Source organism: Leifsonia sp. PS1209 (assembly GCF_012317045.1).
Lineage (GTDB): Bacteria > Actinomycetota > Actinomycetes > Actinomycetales > Microbacteriaceae > Leifsonia.
The window spans coordinates 205,290-221,863 of the sequence record NZ_CP051154.1; the positions used below are offsets into that span (position 1 = coordinate 205,290).

14 protein-coding genes and 1 rRNA gene are annotated in these 16,574 nt (G+C 66.7%); 12 read left to right on the forward strand and 3 right to left on the reverse strand.

Features of this window, described 5'->3' with window-relative positions:
- Positions 1-2: 2 nt before the first annotated feature.
- Complete coding sequence (locus HF024_RS01085) at positions 3-833, forward strand: polyprenol monophosphomannose synthase (RefSeq protein WP_168688358.1); 831 nt, start codon at positions 3-5, stop codon at positions 831-833.
- 19 nt (positions 834-852) lie between these two features.
- Entirely contained in the window at positions 853-1,386 is a 534-nt protein-coding gene (locus HF024_RS01090; protein WP_085367630.1) for a YbhB/YbcL family Raf kinase inhibitor-like protein, read from the forward strand.
- Positions 1,387-1,421: 35 nt separating this feature from the next.
- On the opposite strand, the gene HF024_RS01095 is transcribed toward HF024_RS01090, so the two are convergent.
- The gene (locus HF024_RS01095; RefSeq protein WP_168688359.1) at positions 1,422-2,060 is read right to left on the reverse strand and encodes a LysE family translocator; all 639 of its coding nucleotides are present in this window, start codon (positions 2,058-2,060) and stop codon (positions 1,422-1,424) included.
- Between the two features lie 36 nt (positions 2,061-2,096).
- On the opposite strand from HF024_RS01095, the gene HF024_RS01100 reads away from it, so the two are divergent.
- The 3 genes from HF024_RS01100 to HF024_RS01110 are packed head-to-tail and all read left to right on the forward strand — an operon-like array spanning position 2,097 to position 5,725.
- Entirely contained in the window at positions 2,097-3,662 is a 1,566-nt protein-coding gene (locus HF024_RS01100; RefSeq protein ID WP_168688360.1) for an MmgE/PrpD family protein, read from the forward strand.
- On the forward strand, positions 3,662-4,561 hold the full coding sequence (gene prpB, locus HF024_RS01105) for a methylisocitrate lyase (RefSeq protein ID WP_168688361.1): 900 nt from the start codon (positions 3,662-3,664) through the stop codon (positions 4,559-4,561). Before HF024_RS01100 ends, prpB begins: the two co-directional genes overlap by 1 nt.
- Positions 4,562-4,594: 33 nt before the next feature.
- A complete protein-coding gene (locus HF024_RS01110; protein WP_168688362.1) occupies positions 4,595-5,725 on the forward strand; it encodes a bifunctional 2-methylcitrate synthase/citrate synthase in 1,131 nt (376 codons plus the stop codon).
- Positions 5,726-5,829: 104 nt separating this feature from the next.
- Here the strand turns inward: HF024_RS01110 and HF024_RS01115 are convergent, their stop codons facing one another.
- Entirely contained in the window at positions 5,830-7,017 is a 1,188-nt protein-coding gene (locus HF024_RS01115; protein WP_168688363.1) for an acetyl-CoA C-acetyltransferase, read from the reverse strand.
- Between the two features lie 188 nt (positions 7,018-7,205).
- On the opposite strand from HF024_RS01115, the gene radC reads away from it, so the two are divergent.
- Complete coding sequence (radC, locus tag HF024_RS01120; protein WP_281727827.1) at positions 7,206-7,958, forward strand: DNA repair protein RadC; 753 nt, start codon at positions 7,206-7,208, stop codon at positions 7,956-7,958.
- On the opposite strand, the gene aspS is transcribed toward radC, so the two are convergent.
- Entirely contained in the window at positions 7,888-9,216 is a 1,329-nt protein-coding gene (gene aspS, locus HF024_RS01125; protein WP_168688365.1) for an aspartate--tRNA(Asn) ligase, read from the reverse strand. The genes radC and aspS overlap by 71 nt on opposite strands.
- Positions 9,217-9,322: 106 nt before the next feature.
- Here aspS and HF024_RS01130 point away from each other — a divergent pair, with 106 nt between their 5' ends.
- The 6 genes from HF024_RS01130 to HF024_RS01155 all read left to right on the forward strand — a co-directional run bounded on the left by HF024_RS01130 (position 9,323) and on the right by HF024_RS01155 (position 16,313).
- On the forward strand, positions 9,323-10,081 hold the full coding sequence (locus HF024_RS01130) for a histidine phosphatase family protein (RefSeq protein WP_168688366.1): 759 nt from the start codon (positions 9,323-9,325) through the stop codon (positions 10,079-10,081).
- A complete protein-coding gene (locus HF024_RS01135) occupies positions 10,078-10,686 on the forward strand; it encodes a TlpA disulfide reductase family protein (RefSeq protein WP_247597242.1) in 609 nt (202 codons plus the stop codon). Before HF024_RS01130 ends, HF024_RS01135 begins: the two co-directional genes overlap by 4 nt.
- A gap of 1 nt (position 10,687) precedes the next feature.
- Positions 10,688-11,428, forward strand: coding sequence for a cytochrome c biogenesis protein CcdA (locus tag HF024_RS01140; RefSeq protein WP_085367639.1), 741 nt, complete (start codon positions 10,688-10,690; stop codon positions 11,426-11,428).
- Entirely contained in the window at positions 11,412-13,037 is a 1,626-nt protein-coding gene (locus HF024_RS01145) for a cytochrome c biogenesis protein ResB (protein WP_085367640.1), read from the forward strand. Before HF024_RS01140 ends, HF024_RS01145 begins: the two co-directional genes overlap by 17 nt.
- 9 nt (positions 13,038-13,046) lie before the next feature.
- The gene (ccsB, locus tag HF024_RS01150; protein ID WP_247597243.1) at positions 13,047-14,117 is read left to right on the forward strand and encodes a c-type cytochrome biogenesis protein CcsB; all 1,071 of its coding nucleotides are present in this window, start codon (positions 13,047-13,049) and stop codon (positions 14,115-14,117) included.
- 671 nt (positions 14,118-14,788) lie between these two features.
- Positions 14,789-16,313: ribosomal RNA gene (locus tag HF024_RS01155) — 16S ribosomal RNA — on the forward strand.
- Positions 16,314-16,574: the final 261 nt, after the last annotated feature.

Genomic DNA, 16,574 nt, shown 5'->3' on the forward strand with positions numbered 1-16,574 from the left:
GGGTGAGCACCCTGGTCATCATCCCGACCTACGACGAGCGGGAGAATGTCGAATCGATCGTCGGACGCGTCCGCGCGGCCACCCCCGACGTGGATGTGCTCGTGGTCGACGACAACTCCCCGGACGGAACGGGGGCGCTCGCCGACGCGCTCGCCGCGGCCGACCAGCGCATCCACGTGATGCACCGCGCCGGAAAAGAGGGCCTCGGCGCCGCATATCGCGACGGGATGCGCTGGGCTCTGGATGCGGGATACGACCGCATCGTCGAGATGGATGCGGACGGCTCGCACCGCCCGGAGGAACTGCACCGCCTGCTGGCCGCGCTCCGCGAGCCGGGCACGAGGGAGATCGGCGCACCCGCAGCCGCGTCCGGCGCATCCACCAACGCACCCACCCCCACCCCCGGCGCCGACGTCGTCCTCGGCTCCCGCTGGGTCCCCGGCGGTGGCGTCGTCAACTGGCCGGCCCGTCGCCGCCTGCTCTCCCGCGGCGGCAGCGCGTACTCGCGCATCGCCCTCGGCATCCCGGCCAAAGACGTCACGGGCGGCTACCGTGCCTTCACCGCCGAGGCGCTCCGGAGCATCCACTTCGCCGATGTCGAGAGCCAGGGGTACTGCTTCCAGATCGACATGCTCCGCCGCGCATACCGCGCCGGCCTCTCGGTCGCCGAGGTGCCGATCACGTTCGTGGAGCGTGAGCACGGCGCATCCAAGATGAGCGGCGGCATCGTCCGCGAGGCCATGTGGCGCGTGACCGTCTGGGGTGTCTCCGGCCTCCCGCAGCGGTTCCGCCGCACCCGGGTTCCTGTTCCGGTCAAGACGCACGTCGGCTGACGGGTCTACCGTTTACTTCATGACCGTCAAAGATCCTCTGGAGCGTTTCGGCGCCGTCCCTCAGTTCACCGTCACCAGCGACGACGTCGCAGACGGCCGTCCGCTCGCGCAGGCGCAGTGGGGCGCAGGCGGTGGCGGCGGCGACATCTCGCCGCAGCTGTCCTGGTCCGGCTTCCCCGCGGAGACGAAGAGTTTCGCCGTCACCATCCACGACCCGGATGCGCCGACCGGCTCCGGCTTCTGGCACTGGGCCGTCTTCAACATCCCGGCCGACGTCACCTCGCTCGACGCGAACGCGGGCGCTGAGGGCGGCGCCAACCTCCCGCAGGGCGCGGCGATGCTCTCGAACGAGCTGCGCTCGAAGAGCTTCACCGGCGCAGGCCCGCCTCCCGGAACCGGCACGCACCACTACAACCTGATCGTGCACGCCCTCGACGTCGACCACCTCGACCTCGACCCGGAGTCGACCCCCGCCGTCCTCGGCTTCAACGCGCACTTCCACACGCTGGCCCGCGCCGTCGTCACCCCGGTCGCGACCGCCGGAGACATCTAGCACGACGCGGCAGGGCAGAACGCTGCCAGCACCCTTCAGTGCTTGTTCCCCGTCAGCGCCAGCACCCCGCCGAGCCCGATCATCATCACGCCCCCGGCGGCACCCAGCCGCTCGACGCGTTTCGGCGACCGCCCGAACCAGTTTCGGGCGGTCCCGGCCGCGAGCGCCCACACGCTGTCGCAGGCCAGGGCGAGCACCAGGAACACCGTCCCCAGCTCGAACATCTGCAGCGGGATGCTCCCCGCCCGGTAGTCGACGAACTGCGGGAGCACCGCCACGAAGAACACCAGCGTCTTCGGGTTGGTCAGCCCGACCACGAACCCTTCCGACAGGATGCGCACCCGCGAGCGCGCGGGCGGCGTCGCCTCGTGCGTCACCGCCGTGTGCCTCCGGTGCCTGATCGCCTGAATACCGAGATACACGAGGTACGCCGCTCCCGCGAACTTGATGATCGTGAACACCACCACGGATTGCGCGACGACCGCCCCGATCCCGAGGGAGACGGCGATCACCAGGGGCAGCATCCCGAGCGCGTTGCCGAGCACGCTCAGCAGGCCGCCGACCCGTCCGAGCGACAGCGACCGGCCGATCACGAAGAGCACGCTCGGACCCGGGATCACGATCAGGGCGATGGATGCGATCGCGAACGCCAGCAGCGATGGGCCAGGAACCATGCGCACAGCGTAGCCGCCCCGAGGTAGGTTCGATACGTGAAGCTCCACAACGTTCGTGTGCACAGAAGCGAAGAGAATCTCGCCCGTCAGGATCAGCTCGCGTGGCAGATCGCCGAGGTCGCGGCCGACCCCGTCGAGGTCACGCAGGAGGTGACCGACATGGTGATCAACCGCGTCATCGACAACGCCGCCGTCGCGGCGGCGTCTCTCACCAGGCGGCCGGTGGTGTCCGCGCGGTCGCAGGCACTGGCGCATCCGCTGCCGACAGCGCAGTTGGAGGAGCTGACCGACGAACGCCGGCAGGACGGCTCGACCGTGTTCGGCGAGCCGGCTGCTACCCGCGTCAGCCCGGAGTGGGCCGCGTGGGCGAACGGGGTCGCCGTGCGCGAGCTCGACTACCACGACACCTTCCTGGCCGCCGAGTACTCGCATCCCGGCGACAACATCCCGCCGATCACCGCCGTCGCCCAGCACGCCGGTCGTGCGTTCGGCCTGTCCGGGCGCGACCTGGTCCGCGGCATCGCCACCGGGTACGAGATCCAGATCGACCTCGCGAAGGCGATCAGCCTGCACGCGCACAAGATCGACCACGTCGCCCACCTCGGCCCGTCCGCCGCTGCCGGCATCGGCACGCTCCTCGACCTGCCGAAGGAGGTCATCTTCCAGGCCATCGGCCAGGCGCTGCACACCACCACCGCCACGCGGCAGTCGCGCAAGGGGGAGATCTCCAGCTGGAAGGCGCACGCCCCCGCCTTCGCGGGCAAGATGGCCGTCGAGGCGATCGACAGGGCGATGCGCGGCGAGACCAGCCCCACCCCGATCTACGAGGGGGAGGACGGCGTCATCGCCTGGCTGCTCGACGGGCCGGATGCGCGCTACGAGGTTCCGCTGCCCGAGCGCGGCGAGGCCAAACGCGCCATCCTCGACTCGTACACGAAGGAGCATTCGGCCGAGTACCAGGCGCAGGCCTGGATCGACCTCGCCCGCAAGCTGCACCGCGAGCACCCGGAGGCCGCCGACCCGTCGCGGGTGGAGAGCATCGTCATCCACACCTCGCACCACACGCATTTCGTGATCGGCTCCGGCGCGAACGACCCGCAGAAGTACGACCCCACCGCCTCGCGCGAGACGCTGGACCACTCCATCCCGTACATCTTCACCGTCGCACTGCAGGACGGCGGCTGGCACCACGTCGACTCCTACCTGCCTGCGCGCGCCCAGCGCCCGGAGACCGTGGAGCTGTGGGGCAAGGTCACCACGACGGAAGACCCGGAGTGGACGCGCCGCTACCACTCCATCGACCCCGCCGAGAAGGCGTTCGGCGGCCGGGTGGAGATCCGCATGGCCGACGGCAGCGTCATCACCGACGAGATCGCCGTGGCCGACGCGCATCCACTGGGCGCACGCCCGTTCGAGCGCGCCGACTACATCGCCAAGTTCCGGATGCTCGCTGCCGACGTCCTCGAGGAGGCCGAGATCGAGCGCTTCCTCGGCGTCGCAGAACGCCTCCCGTCTCTCACCGCCGACGAGCTCGGCGGCCTCACCATCACGGCCAAGCCGGGCCTGCTCGCGAGCATCCCCGCCCCGAAGGGACTCTTCTGATGCTGTACTCCTCCGTCCCGGCGCACGAGAAGCGTGCCGCCTTCCGCGCCAGGCTCGCGTCCGGCGAACTGGTCAGGATGCCCGGCGCGTTCAACCCGCTCAGCGCCCGGCTGATCGAGCGCAAGGGCTTCGAGGGCGTCTACATCTCCGGCGCGGTGCTCAGCGCGGAGCTCGGCCTGCCGGACATCGGCCTCACCACGCTCACCGAGGTGGCGGGTCGTTCCGCCCAGATCGCCAGGATGACCGACCTCCCCGCGCTGGTCGACGCCGACACCGGCTTCGGCGAGCCGATGAACGTCGCGCGCACGGTGCAGACCCTCGAGGACGCCGGTGTCGCCGGGCTGCACATCGAGGATCAGGTGAACCCCAAGCGCTGCGGCCACCTCGACGGCAAGCAGGTCGTCGACGAGAACACCGCGCTCAAGCGCATCCGGGCCGCCTCCGACGCCCGTCGCGACCCCAACCTGCTCATCATGGCGCGCACCGACATCCGCGCCGTCGACGGGCTGGATGCGGCGATCGACCGTGCGAAGGCCCTCGTGGATGCGGGTGCAGACGCGATCTTCCCCGAGGCGATGCGCGACCTCGGCGAGTTCGAGGCCGTCCGCAACGCCATCGACGTTCCGATGCTCGCCAACATGACCGAGTTCGGCAAGAGCGACCTGTTCACGGTCGACCAGCTGCGCGACGTCGGCGTGAACATCGTGATCTGGCCGGTCTCGCTGCTCCGTCTGGCGATGGGCGCAGCAGAGCGCGGCCTCGACCAGCTGCTCGACACCGGCACGCTGGAGCCCAAACTCGGCGAAATGCAGCATCGCGCCGACCTCTACGAACTGATTGACTACGAGGGCTACAACGCGTTCGACACGTCCGTGTTCAATTTCGAGGTCAAGCGCTAAAAGCGCCGGACCCGCCGCAGCGAAGGAGCAGCAATGACCGACCCCGAGATCCACAAGGGCCTCGCCGGTGTCGTGGTCGACACCACCGCCATTTCGAGCGTCAACCCCGAGACGAATTCGCTGCTCTACCGGGGATATCCGGTGCAGGAGCTCGCCGCGAACTGCTCGTTCGAGGAGGTCGCCTTCCTGCTCTGGCACGGCGAACTGCCGACAGATGCCGAGCTGGCCGAGTTCGCGACGCTCGAACGCTCGCTGCGTGCACTGGACGAGCGCACCAAGCGCGCCATCGACGACATCCCGGTCGCTGCCCACCCGATGGATGTGGTGCGCACGGCGGTCAGCCACCTCGGCAGCCTCGACGACACTCTCGGCCAGACGGACGGCATCCTCGACCCCGACCTGAACCTCGGCCGCGCCGTCTACCTGCTGGCGCAGCTGCCGACCATCGTCGCGTACGACCAGCGCCGCCGCCGCGGCCTCGAACCGGTCGAGCCGCGCGACGACCTCGACTATTCGAGCAACTTCCTCTGGATGACGTTCGGCGAGGTGCCGGACGACGTGGTGGTGGATGCGTTCCGCGTCTCGCTGGTGCTGTACGCGGAGCACTCGTTCAACGCGTCGACGTTCACCGCCCGCGTCGTCGCCTCCACGCTTTCCGACGTGTACTCGGCGGTCACCGCGGCGGTCGGCGCCCTCAAAGGCCCGCTGCACGGTGGAGCGAACGAGGCCGTCATGCACGCCTTCGACGAGATCGAGGTCGCGGAGCGCGCGGAGGCGTGGCTCGACGAGTCGCTCGCCGCCAAGCGCAAGATCATGGGCTTCGGGCACCGGGTGTACAAGAACGGGGACTCCCGCGTTCCCACCATGAAGGCCGCGCTGGAGAAGCTGGCAGAGCACTACGACCGCGCAGACATGCTCGATCTGTACAACGCCCTCGAGAAGGCGATGAACGACCGCAAGAACATCAAGCCGAACCTCGACTACCCGTCCGGTCCGGCCTACAACCTGATGGGCTTCGACACCGCCACGTTCACGCCGCTCTTCGCGGCCGCCCGCGTCACCGGCTGGACCGCGCACGTCTTCGAGCAGTACGCCTCCAACTCGCTCATCCGCCCGCTCTCCCTCTACAACGGGGCCGAGGAGCGCCACCTCCCGAACGGCTAGCCCTCCGTTCAAGCGGAGAATCCAGCCCCCAAGCCCGGATTCTCCGCTCAAGCGGACTTCCGCGCGGCGTGTCCGCCCACTTCTCCGCAGTTACGCGCGCCCGCTCAGCGCCACAGCAGCAGTGCTTCGCCCTGCCCGCCGCCTCCGCACAGCGCCACGGCCGCCTTGCCGCTGCCGCGCCGCGCCAGTTCGTGTGCCGCCGTCCCGGCCAACCGGGCTCCGGATGCGCCGATCGGGTGCCCGAGGGCGATCGCGCCTCCGTGGATGTTGACGCGTTCCGCATCCAGTGCCAGATCGGTCATCGACTGCAGCGCCACGGCGGCGAACGCCTCGTTGATCTCCACGAAGTCCAGGTCTCCGACGCTCCACCCCGCGCGCCCGAGCGCTGCGGAGATGGCGTTCGACGGCTGCGAGTGCAGCGAGTTGTCCGGCCCGGCGACCTGCCCGGACGCCCCCACCACCGCGAGCCACTCCAGCCCGAGCCGCTCCGCGTTCTCCCGGCTGGTCAGCACCAGTGCCGCCGCCCCGTCGCTCAGCGGCGACGAGTTCCCGGCGGTCAGCGTCCCGCCGTCCGCGAAGCTCGGCCGCAACCCGGTGAGGGTCTCGGCGGTCGAATCCGGGCGGACTCCCTCGTCCGCGCTGACGACGACGGGGTCGCCCTTCCGCTGCGGGATGCTCACCGGCGCGATCTCGTCCGCGAACACTCCGGATGCTGCCGCAGCCCCCGCGCGCTGGTGGGAGGCCGCCGCGAACGCATCCTGAGCTTCCCTGGTCAGCCCGAGCTGGGACGTGTACCCCTCCGTGGATGCGCCCATCGAGATCCCGTCGAACGCATCGGTCAGCCCGTCGTGCGCAGCGGAGTCGAGCGCGTTGATCGACCCGTATGTCCAGCCCTTCCTGGATCCGGGGAGCACGTGAGGAGCGTTGGTCATCGACTCCTGCCCTCCGGCGACCACCACGGTCGCCTCGCGGGCACGGATCAGCCGCGCGGCGTCGATCACCGCGGCGAGCCCGGAGAGGCACACCTTGTTGATCGTGACCGTCGGCACGTTCCAGCCGATCCCGGCGGCGATGGCCGTCTGTCTCGCCGGGTTCTGGCCGGCGCCCGCCTGCAGCACCTGCCCGAAGATCACGGTGTCCACAGCGTCGGCGCCGACGCCGGACTGCTCGATCGCCTTCCTCAGCGCGACCGCCCCCAGCTGCACGGCGGTCTGCGAGGCCAGAGCCCCGAGGATCTTGCCCTGCGGTGTGCGGGCTGCTGACAGGATGACGACGTCCTGAGGACTGGTCATGGCGACTCCTTCGTTGCCTTCGTTGCCGTGGTGCGGCTTCTCTGCTCTGGTTCGGCTTGTGGCCGGGCTCCCTCCCATTCTCACACCGCCGCGCCGACGCGTGCGCGGCGCTTCATCCACATCCTGCGGTTATCCACAGATTTCGGATCGCTGGCTTCCGATGCCGTCGGCGCTTCTAGCTTGGGCTCATGTCCGACCAGGAAGAAGAGGAGCCATTAGCGAATGTTCCCCACCACGACAGACCACGCGAACGGATGCGGCGCATCGGGGTCGGGTCCCTCACCGACGACGAAGTGCTCGCCCTGGTGCTCGGCTCCGGCCAGTCCGGCAGGAGCGTTCTCGGGCTCTCCCGCTCGATCCTTGGGCGCACCGGAGGGTTCCCCGGCCTCGCCACGATGGACTTCGCCCGGCTCGAGAACCTCCCGGGCGTCGGGCCGGCAACAGCGGGGAGGCTCGTCGCCATCACCGAGATCTGGCGGAGGGCCGGCGCTTCGTCGTCCTGGACCAGGCTGGTCGACCACGAGGCCGTCGCCCGCATCGTCCGGCCCGAGCTGTTGCACAGGGACGGCGAGCGGTTCGTCGTGGTGGTGGCCGACCGGGCGTCTCGCCCGCTCGAACTCGTGCTGGTGCGCGACGGCGGGGTCGACGACGTGTCCGTCCAGCCGGCAGACGTGCTGCAGGCTGTCCTCACCAGAGGAGGCAGGTCGTTCGCCGTCGCCCACAACCATCCGGGCGGTACCCTCGACCCGAGCGTCTCCGACCTCATGCTCACGCGCCGCCTCGATCAGGCGGCAGCGACCATCGGCCTGCGTTTCCTCGGGCACATCCTCGTCGCCGGCGACCAGTGGATGGCCATGCCGGCGGCGAACGCTACGGCAGCAGGCGCGTCGGGCCGCGGAAGAGGTAGGTCGTCTCGCGCAGGTTCGACAGGTGAAGCATGAGCATCAGCACACGCGCCAGGCCCATGCCGAATCCGCCGTGCGGTGGAACGCCGTACCGGAAGAAGTCGAGGTAGAAGCCGAGCTCCTCCGGGTCGAGCCCCTTGTCGCGCGCCTGCTCCTCGAGCACCTCGATGCGGTGCTCGCGCTGAGCGCCCGTCGAGATCTCCACACCGTTGAAGATGAGGTCGTAGCTGTTGGTCAGGGTCACGTCGTCCGCGTGGCGCATGTGGTAGAACGGCCGAATGCTCGAGGCGTAGTCCGTCAGGAACACGAACTCGTGCCCGTATGTCTCCTTCACGTACGCCGAGATCTGGCGCTCGCCCTCCGGGTCCATGTCGTCGTCATGACGGGGCACCTCGTAGCCGCGCTCGGCGACGATCCGCTTCGCCTCCGCCAACGGGATGCGCGGGAACGGCGTGCTGGGAACCGTCACCTCCACGTCGAACAGCTCCTTGATCTGCTCGCCGTGCTTCTCCTTGACCGCCGTGAAGCCAGCCACGATGAGGTTCTCGTGCAGCTGCATCACGTCTTCGTGGCTGTCGATCCAGCTCACCTCGGCGTCCACGCTAGTGAACTCGGTGGCGTGGCGGCTGGTGAAGCTGGGGTCGGCGCGGAACGCCGGGCCGATCTCGAACACCTTGCCGAAGCCGGCGGACTGCGCCATCTGCTTGAAGAACTGCGGGCTCTGCGAGAGGTAGGCCGTGGTGTCGAAGTACTCGACCTCGAAGAGCTCTGCGCGCGATTCGCTCGGGCTGGCCATCAGCTTCGGGGTGTGGATCTCGACGAAGTCGTTGTTCACCCAGTACTCGCGCAGCGCGTGCTCGAACGTGGTCTGGATGCGGAAGATCAGGTTGTTCTTCGGCTCGCGCAGGTCGAGGAAGCGCCAGTCCATGCGCTTGTCGATGCCGCTGTCCGCGGCGATCGGGGTCTCGGGAATGGCCGCCGTCTCGACCTCGAGGGTCGACAGCTTGATCTCGATGCCGCCGAGCTTCACGCGCTCGTCGTGCTTGAGCTCGCCGGTGGCGCGCACGAACGAGCCCTGAGACAGGCCGGAGATCGTGGTGGCCGGCTCGTCGGCGATCACCGCGCCGTCCGCATCCACGGTGCGCGGGTTCACGAGCTGAACGGCGCCGGTCTCGTCGCGGAGCACGACGAACTGCACCTTCTTCTGGTCGCGAACGGTCTCCACCCAGCCGGCTACGCTCACGGGGCCGTCGGGGGAGGCGGCAAGGTCCTTGATCAATACTCGTGCGGTCACGAGCCACAAGCCTACCGTCCGCCACTACAGCCCGGGCGGCCCGTCCGAAAGCCTCCCGTGCCAGCGCTCAGTGAATTCAAGGGAAACGCCTCCGTAGACTGGTCGCGTGGTAGCAAGCCAGGTTCACCTCGTCCGTCACGGAGAGGTGTTCAACCCCGACGGCATCCTGTACGGCAGGCTGCCGGGCTTCGGCCTCTCCAAACTCGGTCACCGGATGGCCGCTGCGGCAGCGGACGAACTCCTCGGGCGCGAACGCCCGATCTCCGCGCTTCTGGCGTCCCCTCTGCAGCGCACGCGCGAGTCCGCGGCGCCGATCGCAGCAGCCTTCGCTCTGGATGTGCAGATCGAGGAGCGCATCATCGAGCCGACCAACCACTTCGAGGGCACCGTGATGTCCCGGGCGCTCAAGAAGCCCGTCAACTGGCCGTTCCTCATCAACCCGGCGCGTCCGAGCTGGGGCGAGGCATATTCGCACATCGAGAAGCGGATGCTCGCGGCGATCGACGACGCGTTCGACTCCGTCGAGTCCGGAGACGTGATCCTGGTCAGCCACCAACTGCCCATCTGGGTCACCCACCTGTCCGTCGCGGGAGCGCGCTTCTGGCACGACCCGCGCAAGCGCCGCTGTGCTCTGTCCAGCATCACGACGTTCGAGCGCACCCTGGTCGAGCCGGCAACCGAGGCCACCAGCGGGGCAGACGCGGCGACCACCCCGAACCCCTCCACCGAGGTCGAGGCCGGCACGCAGCCTCCCTCCTCCGAGCATCCCGAGAACGGAGCGCCCGTCGTGCGCATCATCGAGGTCGGCTACGTCGAACCCGCTGCCGAACTGAACGCAGCAGCCACCGATGTGGGGGCCGTGTGAACCGCCGCTCCCGTTTCCTGGTCCCGCTCGCGGCCGTCGCCGCGTCCGCAGCACTCGTCCTCAGTGGATGCACGTCCTCCGACGGTCTCGCCAGCCAGTACCGCGCCGGCACCGGCCAGAATTACATCGCGGGCGACGGCACCGTCACCGAGTTCGCCGCGGGCAGCCGCGGTGCCGCCGTCGACTTCAGCGGGAAACTCGCGGACGGCACCCCCGTCTCGTCGAAGGACTACGCGGGCGACGTGCTCGTCGTCAACTTCTGGTACGCGGGATGCCCGCCGTGCCGTGTCGAAGCCCCCTTCCTCGAATCGCTCTACCAGAAGTACAAGGGTGACGGCGTCGACTTCCTCGGCGTGAATCTCTACGACACCGAGAGCACCGCAGCCAGTTTCGAGAAGGACAAGGGCGTGACATACCCGTCGGTCCTCGACCGGGATACCGGCTCCGTCCTCCTCGCGTTCAGCAAGACCGTGCCGCCGAAGGCGACGCCCACGACTCTGGTGATCGACAAGAAGGGCCGCGTCGCCGCGCGCATCCTGGGTGCGCTCCCCGACGCGAGCACCCTCAACTCGCTCATCTCCGACGCCATCGCCGAGACCAACTGACGTGGGCGGAGTCGGAGAGATCGTCTTCAGCGGCCAGCTGCTCCTGGCGCTGCCCGTCGCCGTCCTCGCCGGTCTCGTCTCGTTCGCGTCTCCGTGCGTGCTCCCGCTGGTCCCCGGCTACCTCGCATACGTCGGCGGGTTCACCGACCTGGGCGCCAAGCGCGACCGCTCGCGGCTGCTCACCGGCGTCGCCCTGTTCATCCTGGGCTTCGCCATCGTCTTCATCGCATACGGTGCGGCGTTCGGCGCGCTCGGGCTCTGGCTCGTCCGCTGGCAGGAAGTCGTCATTCGGATCCTCGGGGTCCTGGTCATCGCGATGGGCCTCGTCTTCATCGGCCAGTTCTCCTTCCTGCAGCGCACCATCAAGCCCACCTGGCGCCCGGCGACCGGCCTCATCGGCGCCCCGCTGCTCGGGATCGTCTTCGGCCTCGGCTGGACGCCGTGCATCGGCCCGACCCTCGCGGCCATCAGCGCGCTCAGCGTCGGCAGTGGGTCGCCGTGGCGCGGAGCGCTGCTCGGCCTCTTCTACTGCATCGGCCTCGGCATCCCGTTCCTCCTCGTCGCGCTCGGCTTCGACTGGGTGGCAGGGTCCGTCGCCTTCCTCAAGCGGCACATCCGTGCCATCAACATCATCGGCGGCGTTCTGCTCGTCATCATCGGCATCCTCATGGCGTCCGGCATCTGGAGCCAGCTCATGTCCCAATTCCTGGCGGTGATTCAAGGTTTTGAGCCGGCCCTCTGACCACATCGACTCCGCGCCCCCGCGCCATCAGCCGGAGGTCGAGCAACCCAAGCTCGGCTTCGTCGGCTGGCTGCGCTGGTTCTGGCGGCAGCTCACGAGCATGCGCACGGCGCTCTTCCTGCTGCTCCTGCTCGCGATCGCGGCGGTGCCAGGCTCGCTCGTCCCGCAGCGCAGCTCCGACCCGAACGGTGTGACGAAGTACTTCACCGATCACCCGGACATCGCGCCGTTCCTCGACAAGCTGCAGGCCTTCGACGTCTACACCTCCGTCTGGTTCTCGGCGATCTACCTCCTGCTGTTCGCCTCCCTCATCGGCTGCATCATCCCGCGCACCAAGCACCACTTCACGGCGCTGCGCGCGAAGCCGCCGAAGACGCCCGTGCGCCTCACGCGCATGGCGGGCTTCCAGGCGCGCATCCTCCCCGCCGAACTGCGCGAGGGCGGCCCTGAGCCGATCGCCGCCGCACGCGACCTCCTGCGCAAGTCCGGCTACCGCGTCGCCATGTACCAGGATGCGCGGTCCACGTCGGTCTCGGCCGAGCGCGGATACCTGCGCGAGACAGGCAACCTCGTCTTCCACACGGCTCTCGTCGGCGTGCTCCTCGCGATCGGCCTCGGCGGCGGCTTCGGCTTCACCGGCCAGAAGGTCGTCGTCGAGGGACAGAGCTTCGTCAACAGCCTGCCGTCGTACAACTCGTTCAACCCCGGCCGCTTCTTCAGCGACGCGTCTCTGCAGCCGTTCTCCATCAAGGTCGACAAGCTCGTCGTCGACTACGAGACCAAGAACGTCAACGCCCTCGGCCAGCCGCTCGACTACACCGCCCACGTGACCACGACCGGCCCAGGCGACACCTCGAGCACCACCACGATCAAGGTGAACGAGCCTCTCGCCATCGGCGGCACGAACGTCTACCTCCTCGGCAACGGCTACGCGCCGACCATCACGGTGCGCGACCCGAGCGGCAAGGTCGCCTTCACCGACACCATCCCGTTCCTGCCTCAGGATGCGCGGCTCACCTCCCTCGGCTTCGTGAAAGTCCCCGACGGTCTCAAGGAGCAGCTCGGGATGATCGGCTTCTTCTACCCGACGGTCGGCGACAGTGACACCGCTAAGGGCGCGCTCACCTCGACCTTCCCCGGTCTTAGGGATCCGCTGCTGAGCCTGAACGTGTACGCCGGCGACCTCGGCGTCGACAGCGGAGTCCCGCAGTCCGTCTACAGCCTCAACACCGACTCGCTCAAGCAGCTGGCCGGCCCGCCGACGAAGACCGAGGCGCTGAAGATCCGGCCGGGCGAGACGGTCGACCTCCCGAACGGACTCGGCACGGTGACGCTCGACAACGTGAAGCGCTACGCATCCCTGGATGTGCACCACGACCCCGCGCAGGGCTGGGTCCTCACGTTCGCCGTCCTGATCTTCGCCGGTCTGCTCGTTGCCCTGTTCGTCCCGCGCCGCCGGCTGTGGGTGAAGGCCATCGAGAACCCGGATGGTTCGCTCACGCTCGAGTACGCCGGTCTGGCCAGAGGCGAGGACCCGAACCTCGCCGCCGCCGTCCAATCCATCGCCGACGATCACGCCGACGCCCTCACCCGCCCCCGAAACACTTAGGCTTGCATTGTGACCGAAACCCTGGCTCAGCTATCGACCGTGTTCATTTACGCGGCCATGGGAATCTACGCGGCCGCGTTCATCGCGTTCGCACTCGACCTCTCGCGGCGAGGAGCACGAGCGACCGCCGTTGAGGCCGCCGCCGTGCCGAGCGCGGTCGCCCGTCGAACCGAGGTCGCACAGCCCGCGCGCTCGACCACGGCGACCATCACGGCCGAAGGCTCAGGCGGCGCAAACGGACGAGCGGGCACATCGACCCTGGGCAGGATCTCCGCGAAGATCAGCAACAGGGTCGAGGACGACCTGCTCTACGGGTCGGAGTCGTCGACGTCGATCCGGTGGGCGTTCGTGCTCACCATCATCGGTTTCGCCTTCCACCTGGTGGCGACGGTTCTCCGCGGCATCGCCGCCGACCGGGTGCCGTGGGCCAACATGTGGGAGTTCTCGATGACGGGAACCCTCGTCATCGTCGGAGTGTTCCTGGCGGTCAACCTCAAGTGGGACATCAAGTACCTGGGCACCTTCGTCATGGGTCTCGTGCTCGTGCTGCAGGGCATCGCTCTCTTGCGGTACTACGTCCCGGTCGTCCCGCTGCAGCCGGCGCTCCAGTCGTACTGGCTGGTGATCCACATCATCGTGGCCGTGCTCGGCACGGCGTTCTTCGCCCTGGGCTTCGCGTTGTCCGGTCTGCAACTGCTGCAGGTCAGGCGGGAACGGCAGGTCGCAGAATCCCAGCCGCAGCAGTTCAAGTTCCTGGCGACTCTTCCCACATCGACCGCACTCGAGAACCTCGCATACCGGGTGAACATCGTCGGGTTCATCGCCTGGACCTTCACCCTCATCGCCGGAGCCATCTGGGCCGAGAAGGCGTGGGGCCGTTACTGGGGCTGGGACACCAAGGAAGTCTGGACCTTCATCATCTGGGTGATCTATGCCGGCTACATCCACGCCCGCGCCACTCGTGGCTGGCGCGGTTCCCGGTCGGCCTGGCTCGCCATCATCGGCTTCGCCGCCGTCCTGTTCAACTTCGGTATCGTCAACGTCTTCTTCAAGGGACTCCACGCGTACTCAGGCCTGTAGGCCTCAGCGCACTTCTCTGCACGGCGGTCGATTCCCGCCCGAACGCAGACAACCGGCCGATCGGCTGGCGCACCCCGGTGCCCCAGCTGGTCGGCCGTTTCGCATCCCCAGGCGCGACACGCCCGAGTTGCAGGCGCGATTTGCGAGGCCGTCAAGAGGTCCGTAAAGTACTTACTTGTCACCCCAAAGGTGCGGGAGAGCGGAACTGCTCCCCGGCCTCAAGCGGGACCAACTCCTAAAACTTAGCAGTCGCTTGAACTTGTTCAAGCATGCCTGTTCGGCTTAGGATGGTAACCCTCACTCTTCGAGCTGGTTTTGTTGCTCGGCTCGTGTGATTCGGTTGCACCTTCGTGGTGCGCTGAGGATCGCGAAACGGCCGAGTTGACATTCAGATTGAAAGTGGTAAGGTTGACAGGTTGCCCCATTTTGACCGTGTGATGCGGGATGGTGGGAGCGTCCGATCCTTGAGAACTCAACAGCGTGCACAATGTCAAATGCCAAAAACCTCGTGTTTAGCTTCGGCTAGGCAAGAGATTCCTTTGGATTAGATACAGAATGTCAGTAGATATTCGAAACTAGTCAGATCAACTCGCGGGGAGAACAGACCTTTTTCCGGTCCGCTTCTCGCACAGTGTTTCCCTTCCGCTTTCGGGTGGTTGTGGAGCTAAACATTTACGGAGAGTTTGATCCTGGCTCAGGACGAACGCTGGCGGCGTGCTTAACACATGCAAGTCGAACGATGAACCTGGAGCTTGCTCTGGGGGATTAGTGGCGAACGGGTGAGTAACACGTGAGTAACCTGCCCTTGACTCTGGGATAACCTCCGGAAACGGAAGCTAATACCGGATATGACGTACGGAGGCATCTCCTGTGCGTGGAAAGAATTTCGGTCAAGGATGGACTCGCGGCCTATCAGGTAGTTGGTGAGGTAACGGCTCACCAAGCCTACGACGGGTAGCCGGCCTGAGAGGGTGACCGGCCACACTGGGACTGAGACACGGCCCAGACTCCTACGGGAGGCAGCAGTGGGGAATATTGCACAATGGGCGCAAGCCTGATGCAGCAACGCCGCGTGAGGGACGACGGCCTTCGGGTTGTAAACCTCTTTTAGTAGGGAAGAAGCGAAAGTGACGGTACCTGCAGAAAAAGCACCGGCTAACTACGTGCCAGCAGCCGCGGTAATACGTAGGGTGCAAGCGTTGTCCGGAATTATTGGGCGTAAAGAGCTCGTAGGCGGTTTGTCGCGTCTGCTGTGAAAACCCGAGGCTCAACCTCGGGCCTGCAGTGGGTACGGGCAGACTAGAGTGCGGTAGGGGAGAATGGAATTCCTGGTGTAGCGGTGGAATGCGCAGATATCAGGAGGAACACCGATGGCGAAGGCAGTTCTCTGGGCCGTAACTGACGCTGAGGAGCGAAAGCGTGGGGAGCGAACAGGATTAGATACCCTGGTAGTCCACGCCGTAAACGTTGGGCGCTAGATGTGGGGACCATTCCACGGTTTCCGTGTCGCAGCTAACGCATTAAGCGCCCCGCCTGGGGAGTACGGCCGCAAGGCTAAAACTCAAAGGAATTGACGGGGGCCCGCACAAGCGGCGGAGCATGCGGATTAATTCGATGCAACGCGAAGAACCTTACCAAGGCTTGACATATACGAGAACGGGCCAGAAATGGTCAACTCTTTGGACACTCGTAAACAGGTGGTGCATGGTTGTCGTCAGCTCGTGTCGTGAGATGTTGGGTTAAGTCCCGCAACGAGCGCAACCCTCGTTCTATGTTGCCAGCACGTAATGGTGGGAACTCATAGGAGACTGCCGGGGTCAACTCGGAGGAAGGTGGGGATGACGTCAAATCATCATGCCCCTTATGTCTTGGGCTTCACGCATGCTACAATGGCCGGTACAAAGGGCTGCAATACCGTAAGGTGGAGCGAATCCCAAAAAGCCGGTCTCAGTTCGGATTGAGGTCTGCAACTCGACCTCATGAAGTCGGAGTCGCTAGTAATCGCAGATCAGCAACGCTGCGGTGAATACGTTCCCGGGCCTTGTACACACCGCCCGTCAAGTCATGAAAGTCGGTAACACCCGAAGCCGGTGGCCTAACCCTTGTGGAAGGAGCCGTCGAAGGTGGGATCGGTGATTAGGACTAAGTCGTAACAAGGTAGCCGTACCGGAAGGTGCGGCTGGATCTACCTCCTTTCTAAGGAGCATCTGGCATCCCGGTGTTGAAAGACGCTGGTGGTGTCCAGGCGCCAGATCGAGACGAATGTTCTCGCTGGTAGCTCATGGGTGGAACATTGACATTGGTGCGGAGCTGATCGGCTCGGACTCAGTACGCTTCTTTCGGGGAGTTGGAACGGTTCGGACCCGGATGTTCCGCATATGCACGCTGTTGGGTCCTGAGGGACCGGGCCTCACCCGTAAGTGGGTGGGAATCGAACCTCTGGACCTTTTCTTGTTG

Bases quoted from the DNA above. Each gene is read 5' to 3' on its own strand.
- HF024_RS01090 (WP_085367630.1), top strand. From the start codon at position 853: ATGACCGTCAAAGATCCTCTGGAGCGTTTCGGCGCCGTCCCTCAGTTC.
- HF024_RS01095 (WP_168688359.1), bottom strand. From the start codon at position 2,060: ATGGTTCCTGGCCCATCGCTGCTGGCGTTCGCGATCGCATCCATCGCC.
- prpB (WP_168688361.1), top strand. From the start codon at position 3,662: ATGCTGTACTCCTCCGTCCCGGCGCACGAGAAGCGTGCCGCCTTCCGC.
- HF024_RS01110 (WP_168688362.1), top strand. From the start codon at position 4,595: ATGACCGACCCCGAGATCCACAAGGGCCTCGCCGGTGTCGTGGTCGAC.
- HF024_RS01115 (WP_168688363.1), bottom strand. From the start codon at position 7,017: ATGACCAGTCCTCAGGACGTCGTCATCCTGTCAGCAGCCCGCACACCG.
- radC (WP_281727827.1), top strand. From the start codon at position 7,206: ATGTCCGACCAGGAAGAAGAGGAGCCATTAGCGAATGTTCCCCACCAC.